We start from the raw sequence: 12824 nt of genomic DNA on the forward strand, positions 1-12824 counted from the left end.
TCATGCAGCGTCGATGGCCGCGCGCAAGGACGCGGTGAGGGCGAGTGCTTCCGCGACCGAACGCTCGGCCGCGGTGACGATGGCACTTCCCACGATCACGCCGTCACCCAATTGCGCGACCGCGGCGGCCTGGGCCGGGGTTGAAATGCCGAATCCAATGCACAGCGGAAGCGTCGTCGCCGCACGCAACCGTGCTACGGTCTCCGGGAGATCTGCCGCAAGCGTGTCGCGCGCGCCGGTTACACCCATTCGGCTGATGAGGTAGATGAACCCTCCGCCATGACGTGAGATCTCCCTCATGCGAGACAGCGGCGTGGTAGGTGCCACCAACCGGACGAAATCCAGCCCGCTCGCGCCGAACCAGGCTTCCCGTTCCGGATCGGCCCCCACGGGCAAGTCCGTCACGAGCACGCCGTGCACGCCGGCGGCCTTGGCACGTTCAAGCACATCGGGTCCACCGGCAATCAGGGGATTGAGATAGCTGAACAGCACGATCGGCACGTTGACACGGGCGTCGGCAATGAGCTCCAGGGTACGGTTCAGCGTCATCCCTGCGTCGATGGCGATCTGCGAACTCCGCTGAATGGCGGGACCGTCGGCGAGTGGATCGGAGAACGGCACGCCAATCTCAATGATGTCCGCCCCCGCCTGTTCGAGACCGCGTATCAGGGCCAGGCTGCGTTCGCGATCGGGATGTCCCGCCGTGACGTAGCACACGAGCGCTCGGAGACCGGATGCGGCCAACTGCGCGAAGCGCGTGGCAATGACGGAAGACGTCACGAATTCAGGAGAAGTAATCGGCGATGCGGATGCCATGACGCTCTGGATCTTCGGTGCGGATGATCGTGCGAAGGTACTGTCCGTCGGCGCGCTGTTCGGTCAGGTCGCAGGGTGGCGCATCGGGCAAGCGATTGCCCTGGGCGTCCGAAAGCAAGCGAACGATTGGTCGGGAAAGTGCGATGGGGTCCGGGCTGGCGCACTGGACGATGGCGAGCTCAAACGTATCAAGCGTGACAACCGTGCCGGCGGGATAGATGCCCGTCAGATTGATAAACGCTTTCACCACGACTTGATCGAGGCCCAGGCGTGGATTGTCTCGCATGCCGCGCAACACGTCGGCGGGGGTCCAGGGGGCCTGCTGATACACACGAGTCGTAGTGGCCGCATCGAATCCATCGGCGACGGAGATAATCTTGCTGAACAAGGACAGGTGGCGCTCCCGGACCGGCTTGGGATAACCGGAAAGATCAATCCGCATGTGGTGCTCGTAGGCGGCCGTGAGCGCACGCCACGGTCGTCCGGTGCCGGTCGGCATCGCGCACAGCGTCAGCACGCCCTGCCAGGGGTGTGTCTGCAGGATGGCTCGTTCCGCATCATCGAGCTGGCCGCGCTTGTTCAGCAACTCGAGCGGCAACCGCGATTTGCCAATGTCGTGCAACAATGCCGCCAGACCCAGGTCAAGCAACTGAACCTTGGACAGACCCAGGCGCCGGCCGAGGGCGACCGAAAGAATGCACACGTTCACACTATGCACAAACGTGTACTCGTCGAACTCGCGCAGTGTGGTCAGGCCGATCATCGAGGCCGCATCCGTGAGAATCGCATCGACAATGCCCTGCACGGCCCGCTTGACGCGTTTGAGACCCGGACTGCGCCCGAGGCGGGCCGACGTCATCACGTCACGCGTGACGTCCAGCGAGCGGACGTATGTTTGACGGGCGCGCTCCTTCTGGTCGAGTTCCGCGTCGTCATCACCGGCGCCGTCCTCGGCCGGCGGCAGCAGCTCGAAATCGGCTACGGCCGACTGAGCGAGGCGCTCGGTGAGTTGCGCCAACCGTTCGTCCTCGGGGTACTCAAGCGGCGGCGACTGCAGAAAGGCAATCATGACCACCCAGGCGCGCGGCTCCGGTCGTTGCAACACCGTAAACCCACCGATGCCCGCTTCCCGAAACAGGCCCAGCACGTACGCGACCGCCGCATAGTTGTCGAGCGTGAGCCGTAGCCGGGTCTCATTCACGAACAAGTAGTCGCCACGACGACGCAGTTCGCAGCCGTCGTCGGCGGTTCGCAGGCGCTCGGCGCATGCGATGAGTTCCTGAAGTGCTTTCTGGACCGCAGCATTTTCCACGGGATACAGGCGAATGGCCCGTACGGCACCGTGCAGGGCCACGACGTACGCGCGCGCGTGGCGCTGTGTCGGGGCGTCCGGACTCTGTTCGGCGACCGATCCGAGGCCAGGCATCAGGCGCTCCCGCGCATCGCACGCGTTACCGCGCTGCGGACGACCACATCCTTGGTGTCCGCCGCGCGTTGCAGCGCGTCCATCGCCAACGGCGTTCCGATCAGGCCGAGCGCCCGTGCGGCACAGGCGCGAGACTCGGGCGGCTCTTTGGCGCCCAGCAATCCGCGGGCATTCAACAGGCCGTCCAGTTCGAGGACCCCGGCGTCACCGCACAAGGTGCCGTATGCTTCGAACACCGCCATCTTCTCGCCGAGGTCGGCGGCACGGAGTTCCTTGCGACGGAGGGCCTGCGCCAGACGCGGCAGCGCGCCGCCATGTCGGCGCGCGGCGATCGCCCGATAGGCCGCGACGCGAACGTCTCGATCGGCGTCATCGACGCCGCGCTCAAGGGCCTGCAACGCGCCCGGTGATCCGATGTCCGCGAGGGCAGCAACCGCGTCGGCCCGCAGTTTCGCATCGTCGCCGCGTAGCACGCGTGAGAGACCCGGTACGGCTGCCGGGGTTGCGAGTTGCGCGGCGACGCGCAGCGCGCCGCGGACAATCGCCGTATCGTCGTGCTCAAGCAGGCGCGCCAACTCCCCGGTGTGCGCGCCCGCCAGTCGTAGCGAGGCACGCTCAATCGCCGCGCGGGCCGGCGACGCGGTCGCGACGCCGAGCCATGCGACCAACGGTGCCAGCGCGGCCGGTCGCAGTTCCGCAAAAAGATTCTCCAGCAGCGTCGCCACCGGCGCACGTGTGCCCTCGTCCAGTGCCTGCAGCAATTGCCCCATGACGGCCGGTTCGCTCAGGCGGGCCGGAAGTTCGCGCAGCGTTTCGGCGACCGCATCGTGATGCTCGCCGCGTCGCAACGTGGCGGCCGATTCGCGGAGGACGTAGCCAACCTGTTCATAGTCGCCTGCGGCGAGGCATTCCAGCAACAACTGGTCGATGAACGCGAGGGCTCGTTCCGGTGCATCCCCGGCATCCGGGAGTTCCACCAGGTCAAACAGGATGGTCAGGGCGTTTTGCCGTTGATCTTCGAGATACTCACGCTTGAGTTCGTCCTGCAGGTAGCTGACTTCGCGCGGTTCGAGAAAGTACAACGTGGTGTCGAAATCTTCGACGCGCACAAATCCGGGCGGCGGCCCTTCGCCGGGCGGCGCAGTCTCCGCTGCTGGCACCGCCAACCGTGGTTGATCACTCCGCGCAACGCCCTGTCCGCCGCGATCACCATCGTTCAGCGCAAAATCCACCACACCTTCCAACTCGACGTGTCGGAATTCGATGCCGCTCAGGTCCGCGACCCATAACAGCGTGACCAGATCGTCTTCGTCAGTGGCGGCGGTGCGGGCCCGCTGAAACACCTGCAGCAGGGGCTCGAGTTCGCCGATTTCGAATCCGGCGTGAAGCGTCAGGGCGCGCAGCCCATCGCGGTGCAGCAACCAGGGCAAGCCTTCGGTGCCGCGCTCGAGATCCTGGTAGACAACGTTCGAGTCCCAGAGGAGCGAGGACTCGCGAATCTCCAACTGCACGTCCGCGACAAACCCCCAGATTCGCCCGAAGGCCGCACGAGCCTGTTCGAGCGCCTGGGCCCGCGTCGGACTGTTGGGCAGGTACATCTGCAGCGCCCGCTGCGCCTTGGCGAGCGCACGCAGCGCCTCCTCCACAGCCAGGATGGCCTGCTTCGACTCCGTCGAGATCGAAGCGGAGTCATTCATAGCGCGGGCAGCTCGAACTGACTGATGGTCGCCACATCTTTGTCGCCTCGACCGCTGACGCACAACAGGACGGGTTCATCCGGCGTCCAGCGGCCGGCTTGCTGTTCAACCCATGCCACCGCGTGCGCGGTTTCAAGCGCCGGAATGATCCCTTCGAGCCGACTCAGGAGCGCGACACCACGCAACGCGTCGGTGTCAGTGACGGACACGTAGCTGGCTCGACCACTATCGTGCAACCACGCGTGTTCGGGGCCCACGCCGGGATAGTCCAGTCCCGCCGAAATAGAGTGGGCCGGGTGCACCTGCCCATCCGCGTCCTGCAGCAGGTAGCTCAGTGAACCGTGCAGCACGCCGGGGGTTCCCTTTGTAATTGAGGCGCTATGACGTTCGGTACCGAGTCCCTCGCCGGCGGCTTCAACGCCAACCAGCTCGACCGCGGTGTCGTCGACAAAGCCGGCAAAGATGCCCATCGCGTTTGATCCGCCACCGACGCAGGCCACGACCGTCTTGGGGAGCCGTCCGGCCCGCTCCAGGATCTGGGTACGCGCTTCACGTCCGATGACCGATTGAAACTCCCGCACCATGTAGGGATACGGAGCCGGTCCCACCACCGAGCCAATGATATAGTGACTCTCGTTGACCGATGTGACCCACTCGCGAATCGCCTCGCTGGTGGCATCCTTGAGCGTGCGCGTCCCCGAGGTGACGGGCACGACGGTCGCGCCCATGAGTCGCATGCGGAACACGTTCAGCTGCTGCCGCCGCATGTCCTCCTCACCCATGTACACCACGCACTCCAACCCAAAACGCGCACAAATGGTGGCGGTCGCCACGCCGTGCTGACCGGCGCCAGTTTCCGCGATGATCCGCCGTTTGCCCATGCGAACGGCCAGTAACGCCTGCCCGACCGTATTGTTGATCTTGTGCGCACCCGTGTGGTTCAAATCCTCGCGCTTCAACCAGACCGGCGCACCGATGCGGGCGGAGAACCGCGGCGCAAACGTCAGCGCCGTCGGCCGGCCGACGTATTCGCGGAGCAGATGATCCAGTTCGGCCTGGAATGACGCGTCCTGACGAGCGACCGCGAACGCGGCCTCGAGCTCCTCAAGTGCCGGGATCAGCGTCTCCGGGACGTAGCGTCCGCCAAACGGACCGAACCGGTCGTTCGCCGCGGGTGCAAGTGCTGCCACTGTCATCTCCTCGTCCCCTTTGCGGCCATGACCGCAGATACGAACCGTTCAACCGCCAGCGGATCTTTCACACCGGGCGCACTCTCGACACCGGAAGATACGTCAACCACCTCCGGATTCAGCAGCGCGATGGCCTTCGCCACATTCGATGCCCGGAGACCGCCCGCCAACACCAGCTGGACTCCTGGGACCGACACCCGCAGCGACTCGACGCTATCCGCAAGGCCGCTCCAATCCAATGCAACGCCCGTCCCGCCAAGCTGCCCAACCACCTTGGCATCGAGCACCAGCGTCCCCGCGGCGGCAGCCAGCTCCCGAGCCTCCGATGGCAGGTCCGTACCCGCGATTCGCACCACCGGCCAGACGGCGCGCGACGACTCGCTCCGCAGTTGGGCGATCAGTGCCGCTGAGGGTTCGCCATGCAATTGCAGCACATCCAGGTCGAGCGATTCACTGATGGACAGCAATTCGGCGACCGGCCGATCAGCAAATACGGCGACCCGACTCACTCCGTGACGGCGTACACCAAGGACATCACGGGCGCGTTCGACGTCAAGTAGTCGCGGACCACCAGCCAGAATCACCCCGAGGAATCGTGCCCCGGCTCGCTGGGCGAACACCGCATCGGCTTCGGTCGTCAGTCCGCAGATCTTGACCTGCGTCACGCCGCCGCCCGTCGGCTGAGGCCCGTGGGGTTTCGCATGATGCGTGAATCAGCGCGTTCGGCGAGGTACACGCGACAATGCTTGGACGGCCGCGGTCGGGTTCGCAGACGCCGAGATGGCGCTCCCCACCAGGATCGCATCCGCGCCGGCGGCCGCTGCTGGGAGCACATCCTCGACCTGACGCATCCCGCTCTCCGCGACGGCAATGCAGGCAGCCGGAATCGAGCGAATCAGCCGCGGAGCCGTCGACGGATCGATGATCAGTGTCTCCAGATCGCGGTTGTTGACCCCGATGACGGTCGCGCCGACGCGCAGGGCGCGCGCGAGTTCGCGCTCGTCACGCACTTCGACGAGGACGGCGAGACCGACCTCCTGCGCACTCGCCACCAACCGTGTCAGGAGATCGGGCGACAGGGCGCGGGCGATGAGCAGTGCGGCGGAGGCCCCTGCCGCACGGGCTTCCCACAGTTGAATCGGCGCGACGATGAAATCCTTGCGAATGACCGGCACCGCGACGCGTCTGGCGACGTCCTCCAGATCCTGCAGCGAGCCGCCGAATCGCGAGGGCTCCGTCAGCACCGAGATGGCCGTGGCTCCACCCTCTACATAAAGGGTCGCGCGGTCGGCCGCATCGAGACCTGGAGCAATCGCGCCCTTTGAGGGCGAGGCCCGCTTGACCTCGGCAATCAGGCGAAGGCAGGGACCGCGAAGGGCCGACGCGAACGGAACGGCTGGAGGACTCGCAGCCGCCCGCGCCCGCAGCTCGGCGAGATCGGCCGCGACAGCCGCTGCACGCTCAAACGAAGCTCGTGTCAGGTCACCCAGGGTCCCCGTAGGTGGATCCCAGCGCTCCGTCGCGGAAAATGCTTGCACTTCGGCCTGTCTTCGGTTAGTGTGGATTCGGCGCCTTTTCGGTCCTGTATCACGACGGATCATGCCGCAAGGGCGCAGCCGGAAACGCGCAGAACCCAACGGAGGCGCCATGCCGCTGACCAAGCGACAGCGAGAGATTTTGTCGTATCTCACGGAGTACCAGGAGTCCAACGGGTATGCTCCGAGTTTCGAGGAAATCGCGCTGCAATTCAACTATAACTCGCTGGCCACGGTTCACGAGCACCTCACGAACCTCGAACGCAAGGGCTACATCAAGCGTTCGTACAACGAGAGTCGCGCCATCGAGATTCTTCCCTCGGACGTTTTCCAGCGCTCGGTCGAACTGCCGCTCCTGGGCTCGGTTGCCGCCGGCTCGCCCATCGAGGCGTTGTCGTCCGGCGAGACGATGGCGGTTCCTGACGGATTTCTCCGCAAGAACGGCAGCCACTATGTGCTGCGGGTGCGCGGTGATTCCATGATCGAGGACCACATCAGTGACGGGGACTTCGTCGTCGTGAACGATCGGCAGGCAGCGGATAATGGGGAGATGGTTATCGCCCTGCTCGACGGTGCAGCGGCCACCGTCAAGCGATATTATCGCGAACGGGACGGCCGGATTCGTCTGCAACCCGCCAATGAAACGATGTCCCCCCTGTATGTGCACGAAGACGATGTGCGTATCCAAGGCATCGTCGTGGGGGTCTTGCGGCGCTACTGATAAAGCCGATGAGGCTGGCGCGTGTGTTTCAGCTCAGAGCGGGCGAGCGGCCTGTCGCGAGGCGTCTCGGAGTCGGTGTAGCGCGTCCAGCCCGGCCCCCGCACTCAGGCCCGCGCGCGCGCGCGCAACCGCCTGTCGGTAGTCGTGCTCCTGACCGCTCACATACAAGGCACCTGCCGCATTCAGCACTACGGCGGCGCGCGCGGCTGGTGATCCGGCTCCCGCGAGCACGTCAAGCACCAGCTTGGCATTCGCGGCCGGATCTCCACCGGCCAGATCTTCAGGCCGCACGCCAGTGATATCCGCCATCGCCGGGTCGATGCTCCACGATGATAATTGGCCGTCGACCACTTCAATGACGTCGGTCGATCCGATCGGGGAAATCTCATCCAGACCTGGTGCGCCGTGCACCACGAGCGCCCGCTGAGTGCCGAGCGTTGCCAGCGCCTCGGCGAGCAAAGTCAGTCGGGTCGGTTCCGCGACACCCACAACCTGACGTCCGGCACGTGCCGGATTGGCCAATGGCCCGACAATATTCATGACCGTTGGAACGCCCAATTCGCGGCGTACGGGGCCAACGTGTCGTAACGCCGGATGCATCAGCGGAGCGAACATAAACACGATGCCGGCCGTCTCCAGCGTACGCGCCATGGCGGCGGGAGGCATGTCGAGCGAAACGCCCAGCGCTTCCAGTACGTCAGCGCTCCCGGAGCGGGAAGTGAACGATCGATTCCCGTGTTTCGCGACCCGAACGCCGAGGCCCGCTGCCAGCAACGCAGCGGCCGTGGAGATATTGAACGTGGTCATCGCGCCGCCGCCCGTGCCGCACGTATCGACCAGTTCCTCGGGGCAATCGGCTGGCACCACCACCATGGCCGTGCGCAGCGCTTCCACGACGCCGGCCACCTCGGCCGCCGTCTCGCCTTTCACCCGAAGCGCCATCAGAAGCGCCGCGACCTGCACGGGGGTGCCCTCACCCCGCATGATCACATCAAACGCCTTCGTGATGGACGGGCCATCCAGTGATTCGTGCGCGGCAAGTCGACGGATCGCATGCGCCAGCGCCTCACTGGACACTGATGGCCTCTAACAGTTGTTCGGACAACCGGTGCCGGGACGCGATGAGCGAAATCACCAAACCCAGCAGCCTTACCCGTTCGACATCTTCATCGCCATAGACCCCGCGCTGCGCGCGGTTGGTCAGGTTCAACACACCCACCAACTGATCGTGATAGACCAGCGGAAAGCTGATGAAGCTGCCCGTCGTGAAGTACTGATCGCGGAGGAGCGGATGCTGCGAGGCATTTTGCACATCCTGCACCAGCAGTGGTTCGCGAGCCGCCGCGACACGACCAGCGACCCCTTCGCCGATCCGGATGCGCATCCCTTCGATGATATGCGGCGCAATACCGCGTGCCGCCGCCAGATACAGATGATCTGGCTCGGGAGCCAGCAGCATCAGCGAGCAGCGTTGGGCCTGCATGTCATCACCGACCAGCGCCAGCAGCCCATCCACCAGCGCGCGCGGTTCGCGCGTCACCGCATCAAGTGTCAGGAGGCGGTCCAACAGGTAGAGCGTGCGGGTGCGCTGGCGGAGCGCCTCGCTGCGACGATGGAGCTCGATGTGCGTCTGTTCCAACTGGCCTACGGCCGAAGCCAGCTGTTGCTCCGCCAGCTCCGCGCGTCGCGCCGCCCGGCGCACTTCCTCCCCCGCCCTCGCCGCGTCCGCCTGCAGCGCGACCGCTTCCACGACGCCGAGGGCGCCCGTGTCGCGCGGGGTTGTCCGGGCTTCGCGCAGCTCCGCCTCCAGGTGACTCAGCTTTCGCACGTATTCACCGTGCACACGCTGAGTCACGTCTTCGAGCGTTTTCACGGCCTCTTCACGCGCATCACGCTCGGCGAGACGGCCTAAGGCGAGATCAAAGAGCGCGAGTGCCGGGGCCAGCCGTTCGGTCGTGCGGGTGCCGAAGATCTTGCGCGGCTCGTACAGCGCGAGGACGGCGGCCAGAACGCCTTCGACGCGCAATCCCCGAAGCGACAGCATCCCCCCATCCAGTCCCGATCCAAAGCCGAACAGCCGGGCATAATCCGCGGACTTGTCCGTCACATCGATGAACTGTCCCCCGGTCGTCACCTTGGCCCGAAGCGGTTCCGGAAGGTGATCGTAGGTGGTCTCCAGGGACGACCGGGCCACCTGCGCCCCGACCGGCGAAAGCCGCTCGCGGAGCATGTCGCGCCGGGCGTCATAGTGCACGAGGGCGACTGTCGCCCCACGATCGAGCTCGGCCAGACATTCGCCAAGCGCGATCATCGCACCATCGAGATCGGCGATGGCGCCCAGCGCATGGGCAAGAGAGGCGAGTGAGCGAGGAGGCATGGACGAAAGGACAAAACAGCCTCGGCCGCAACGGCGCAATGGGGTAGTCGTTCGCCGAACGGAAGAAGTGCGCGGCGGCCCGAGAATTCTCCAGGCGGTGTGCACCGGATCGGTTGAAGCAGTGCGGCGCAGGACATAGCTTGATCGCTACATGGAGCCCCACGCGATTCTGCTCGTGACGCAATACGACGGCGGGCAGTTTGCCGGCTGGCAGCGCCAACTTGAGGCGCGCACCGTTCAAGGCGAGATGGAGCGTGTGCTGGCGCGACTGTGCAATCACCCCACACCGGCAATCGGGGCCGGCCGCACAGATGCCGGCGTGCATGCCCATGGGCAGGCGGTGGGTGTCCGCGTAGCGCCCCGCTGGACGCCGTCGACACTCCAGCGTGCGATGAACGCCCTCCTCCCGAAGGATATCTGGGTGCAATCGGCGCACCGGATGACCCCGGATTTTCATCCTCGGCGGAGCGCAATCGCGCGGCGATACCGCTATCTTGTTGGGGCTGACGAGGGGGCGCGGTCACCGTTTCGTCGCCGATATGAGTGGGCGCTTGGGAGGCCCTTGGAGTTCGATGCGTTGACCTCCGAAGCAGCGGACTTGTTGGGGGAACATCAGTTTCGCGCGTTCGCGGTGGCGCATACGGCGCCGATTGACGACCACCACCGATGCGTGATTGCTGACGCTACCTGGAGGGGTCGCGACGGGGGCTGGGTCTTCGAAATCGTGGCAAACCGCTTTCTTCATCACATGGTGCGCTTTCTTGTCGGGACGATGGTCGAAGTGGCTCTGGGACGTCGGCCGCGTGGCACGATCTCGCGGTTACTGACTGTCGCGCAGAACACCGAAACGGCGGCACCAGCGCCGGCGCATGGACTTTCGCTCCACCAGGTGGTGTATCCCCCCACGCTCTACCTCGACCTTCCGTGAAGCTATATCTGGCGACCGACGCGCTTGACGATGTTCGATGGGCGGCAGAACGCGCACTGATTGACGGTGTTGTCCTTCCCGACGCCGCCTTGCGCGATGCCGCATCCCCGGAGGACGCCATGGCATGGCTGGCTGAGTTTGCGCGTGCGGTCGCGATGCCAGTCTTCGTCGCGCTGGCGGCCACGACGGCCGAGGCGGCGGAGGCAGAGGCCGAGCGTCTGGGGCGCGCCGCCGACACCGTCGTCGTGCAGATGCCGTTCACTGAACCGTATATCCCGCTGCTGCATCGATTGGCCCAGGGTGGTGTGCGCGTGGCGGCCACGTTTGTCGGATCGGCCGCGCAGGCGATGCTGGCGGCGCGCACTGGCGCGGCGTTCGTATTCATCGATGTCGATCGACTCGATGCCGCTGGTGCCGATGGGTCGCGGGTGATTCGGGAATCCCGACTCCTGTGCGATGCCATGGCCGCCGAAACAAATCTTGTGGCCGTGTTTCCCGCTGCGGGCAGCGCACTCGTGGCCAGCGCGTTGGCGGGTGCTGATGCCGCAGTCATTGGCGCGGCCAGCCTGCATGCGCTCCTGGCGTACCCCTATACGGATCAGTCCTTGCCGGATGGTACCCGCCGTTCGTCGCACGGGGAGCGGCTGCGTGTCACGTCATCCTGACACACTGTATACCGTGTCGCGCCTGACTTTCTTCCTCAGTTGCGCCGTGCTGGCAGCCGGTTGTCAGGGGGCGACGCCTGAGCGCTCCGCGGCGCAGGCGCGCACGCTGCCACCGGCCGCGCCATCGACACCGGGTGCGTTGCCGGCGCAGTCCGTTGCGGCATCCCGGCGCACGGCGATCACCACAGCGGTCGAACGCGTCGCGCCGTCGGTCGTCACGGTGCAGACCGAAACGGTCGAACGGGTTCCGGCGGATTTCTTTGAGTTCTTCAACGGGGAGCGGTCTGGGGAGCGACGCAGCGCCGGCATCGGTTCCGGATTCATCGTGCGCGCCGATGGTGTCATCGTCACCAACGCGCACGTTATCGGCGGCGCCAGCAAGGTGAGCGTCGCCATGCGCGACGGAACGACGTTTGAAGCGAAAGTCATCGGCCTTGACGAAACCAACGATCTCGCCGTCGTGAAGATTGCCGCCACGCGCCTGCCGGTCGCGCCGCTTGGCACGTCGTCCGATCTCTTGGTGGGTGAGTGGTCCATCGCCATCGGCAACCCATTCGGGTTCGTTCTCGGCAACAGCGAGCCAAGCGTCTCCGTTGGGGTGGTCAGCGCCGTCGGGCGCAACCTGGCGGGGCGGAACGAGGGTGGCGGCGTCTACGTCGACATGATCCAGACGGATGCCGCGATCAATCCCGGAAATTCCGGGGGACCGTTGGTCAACGCCATGGGAGAAGTGGTCGGTGTCAACAGCTCGATCTATTCGCCAAGTGGCGGCTCGGTCGGACTGGGTTTCGCGATTCCGATTGACCGAACCAAACGCATTGTGGAAGATCTGCTGGAGCACGGTTCGGTGCGTCAGCCGTGGGTTGGCTTGCGACTGCAGGCCTCGCAAGCGCAGAGTGCGCGCGAAGCGGCATCGGCGGGCGCAATCGTGGGCCGGGTGGTGCCCGGGTCACCCGCTGAGCGGTCGGGTATTCGCGTCGGTGATCAGATTGTACGCGCGGGGACACGGCAGGTGCGGAACCCATTTGATTGGGAGGCGCGGCTGCTGGATGTTCGGGTGGGCGAAGCGATTCCGATGGTCGTCAAGCGCGGCGGTCGGGAAATCAGCACCACGGTGACCGTGGCCGAACCGCCCGAAGTCAGTGCGCCAAAAGTCACCGTGCTCACTGATCTGCAGTTGGTGTCCCTGACGGACGTGATCCGACAGGAGCGCGGCATTGCCGTCTCCGCTGGGGCGCTGGTCTACAAGGTGCCCGATCGCATCAGCGATATCATCGGCTTGCAGGCGGGTGATGTGATCGTGCAGGTCGGGCGTTCGCGGGTGGGTAGTGCCGAGGCGGCGTCGAGCGCCATTGAGCGCGACGGTGGCCGAGGTCCCGTGGTGCTGGTGTTCGAACGTGGGCGCCAGTTGATGCAAACATCATTTTCCTTGCGCTGATTTCGCGTGTTCGCTCTGCCTTCGCCCTTGC

12 protein-coding genes are annotated in these 12824 nt (G+C 65.4%); 4 read left to right on the forward strand and 8 right to left on the reverse strand.

All coding sequences use genetic code 11. From position 1 onward, the window contains the following. Genes IPP90_17610 through IPP90_17635 form a run of 6 tightly spaced genes read right to left on the reverse strand, consistent with a single transcriptional unit; the run spans position 1 to position 6730 of the window. A complete protein-coding gene (locus tag IPP90_17610) occupies positions 1–816 on the reverse strand; it encodes a tryptophan synthase subunit alpha (GenBank protein MBL0172490.1) in 816 nt (271 codons plus the stop codon). After that, positions 785–2242 (reverse strand): HD domain-containing protein, encoded by a 1458-nt coding sequence (locus IPP90_17615; protein MBL0172491.1) that lies wholly within the window; start codon positions 2240–2242, stop codon positions 785–787. The genes IPP90_17610 and IPP90_17615 overlap by 32 nt, the downstream gene beginning before the upstream one ends. Then, positions 2242–3939, reverse strand: coding sequence for a HEAT repeat domain-containing protein (locus IPP90_17620; GenBank protein ID MBL0172492.1), 1698 nt, complete (start codon positions 3937–3939; stop codon positions 2242–2244). The genes IPP90_17615 and IPP90_17620 overlap by 1 nt, the downstream gene beginning before the upstream one ends. Continuing rightward, on the reverse strand, positions 3936–5135 hold the full coding sequence (gene trpB / locus IPP90_17625) for a tryptophan synthase subunit beta (GenBank protein ID MBL0172493.1): 1200 nt from the start codon (positions 5133–5135) through the stop codon (positions 3936–3938). Before trpB ends, IPP90_17620 begins: the two co-directional genes overlap by 4 nt. Continuing rightward, a complete protein-coding gene (locus IPP90_17630; GenBank protein MBL0172494.1) occupies positions 5132–5794 on the reverse strand; it encodes a phosphoribosylanthranilate isomerase in 663 nt (220 codons plus the stop codon). The genes trpB and IPP90_17630 overlap by 4 nt, the downstream gene beginning before the upstream one ends. 48 nt (positions 5795–5842) lie before the next feature. Then, entirely contained in the window at positions 5843–6730 is an 888-nt protein-coding gene (locus IPP90_17635) for an indole-3-glycerol-phosphate synthase (GenBank protein ID MBL0172495.1), read from the reverse strand. Positions 6731–6776: 46 nt separating this feature from the next. Between IPP90_17635 and lexA the strand changes: the two genes are divergently transcribed. After that, positions 6777–7385 carry a transcriptional repressor LexA gene (gene lexA / locus IPP90_17640; GenBank protein MBL0172496.1) on the forward strand — a complete coding sequence of 203 codons (609 nt, stop codon included), beginning with the start codon at positions 6777–6779 and terminating at the stop codon, positions 7383–7385. A 33-nt stretch (positions 7386–7418) separates the two neighbouring features. On the opposite strand, the gene trpD is transcribed toward lexA, so the two are convergent. Both trpD and IPP90_17650 read right to left on the reverse strand, forming a co-directional pair. Further along, the gene (gene trpD / locus IPP90_17645; GenBank protein ID MBL0172497.1) at positions 7419–8462 is read right to left on the reverse strand and encodes an anthranilate phosphoribosyltransferase; all 1044 of its coding nucleotides are present in this window, start codon (positions 8460–8462) and stop codon (positions 7419–7421) included. Next, on the reverse strand, positions 8452–9762 hold the full coding sequence (locus IPP90_17650) for a GAF domain-containing protein (protein ID MBL0172498.1): 1311 nt from the start codon (positions 9760–9762) through the stop codon (positions 8452–8454). The genes trpD and IPP90_17650 overlap by 11 nt, the downstream gene beginning before the upstream one ends. 175 nt (positions 9763–9937) lie before the next feature. Here IPP90_17650 and truA point away from each other — a divergent pair, with 175 nt between their 5' ends. From truA to IPP90_17665, 3 genes are read left to right on the forward strand one after another with little or no spacing between them, the layout of a single operon-like run. Beyond that, positions 9938–10690 carry a tRNA pseudouridine(38-40) synthase TruA gene (gene truA, locus IPP90_17655; GenBank protein MBL0172499.1) on the forward strand — a complete coding sequence of 251 codons (753 nt, stop codon included), beginning with the start codon at positions 9938–9940 and terminating at the stop codon, positions 10688–10690. Further along, positions 10687–11355 (forward strand): hypothetical protein, encoded by a 669-nt coding sequence (locus tag IPP90_17660; GenBank protein ID MBL0172500.1) that lies wholly within the window; start codon positions 10687–10689, stop codon positions 11353–11355. The genes truA and IPP90_17660 overlap by 4 nt, the downstream gene beginning before the upstream one ends. 13 nt (positions 11356–11368) lie before the next feature. Next, positions 11369–12793 carry a trypsin-like peptidase domain-containing protein gene (locus tag IPP90_17665; protein ID MBL0172501.1) on the forward strand — a complete coding sequence of 475 codons (1425 nt, stop codon included), beginning with the start codon at positions 11369–11371 and terminating at the stop codon, positions 12791–12793. The last annotated feature ends 31 nt before the right edge of the window (positions 12794–12824 follow it).

This window comes from Gemmatimonadaceae bacterium (assembly GCA_016720905.1).
GTDB lineage: Bacteria > Gemmatimonadota > Gemmatimonadetes > Gemmatimonadales > Gemmatimonadaceae > Gemmatimonas.

Excerpts from the sequence above, each read along its gene's own strand:
- lexA (MBL0172496.1), top strand. The coding sequence starts at position 6,777 with ATGCCGCTGACCAAGCGACAGCGAGAGATTTTGTCGTATCTCACGGAG.
- IPP90_17610 (MBL0172490.1), bottom strand. The coding sequence starts at position 816 with ATGGCATCCGCATCGCCGATTACTTCTCCTGAATTCGTGACGTCTTCC.
- IPP90_17650 (MBL0172498.1), bottom strand. The coding sequence starts at position 9,762 with ATGCCTCCTCGCTCACTCGCCTCTCTTGCCCATGCGCTGGGCGCCATC.
- IPP90_17635 (MBL0172495.1), bottom strand. The coding sequence starts at position 6,730 with ATGATCCGTCGTGATACAGGACCGAAAAGGCGCCGAATCCACACTAAC.
- trpB (MBL0172493.1), bottom strand. The coding sequence starts at position 5,135 with ATGACAGTGGCAGCACTTGCACCCGCGGCGAACGACCGGTTCGGTCCG.
- IPP90_17615 (MBL0172491.1), bottom strand. The coding sequence starts at position 2,242 with ATGCCTGGCCTCGGATCGGTCGCCGAACAGAGTCCGGACGCCCCGACA.
- IPP90_17620 (MBL0172492.1), bottom strand. The coding sequence starts at position 3,939 with ATGAATGACTCCGCTTCGATCTCGACGGAGTCGAAGCAGGCCATCCTG.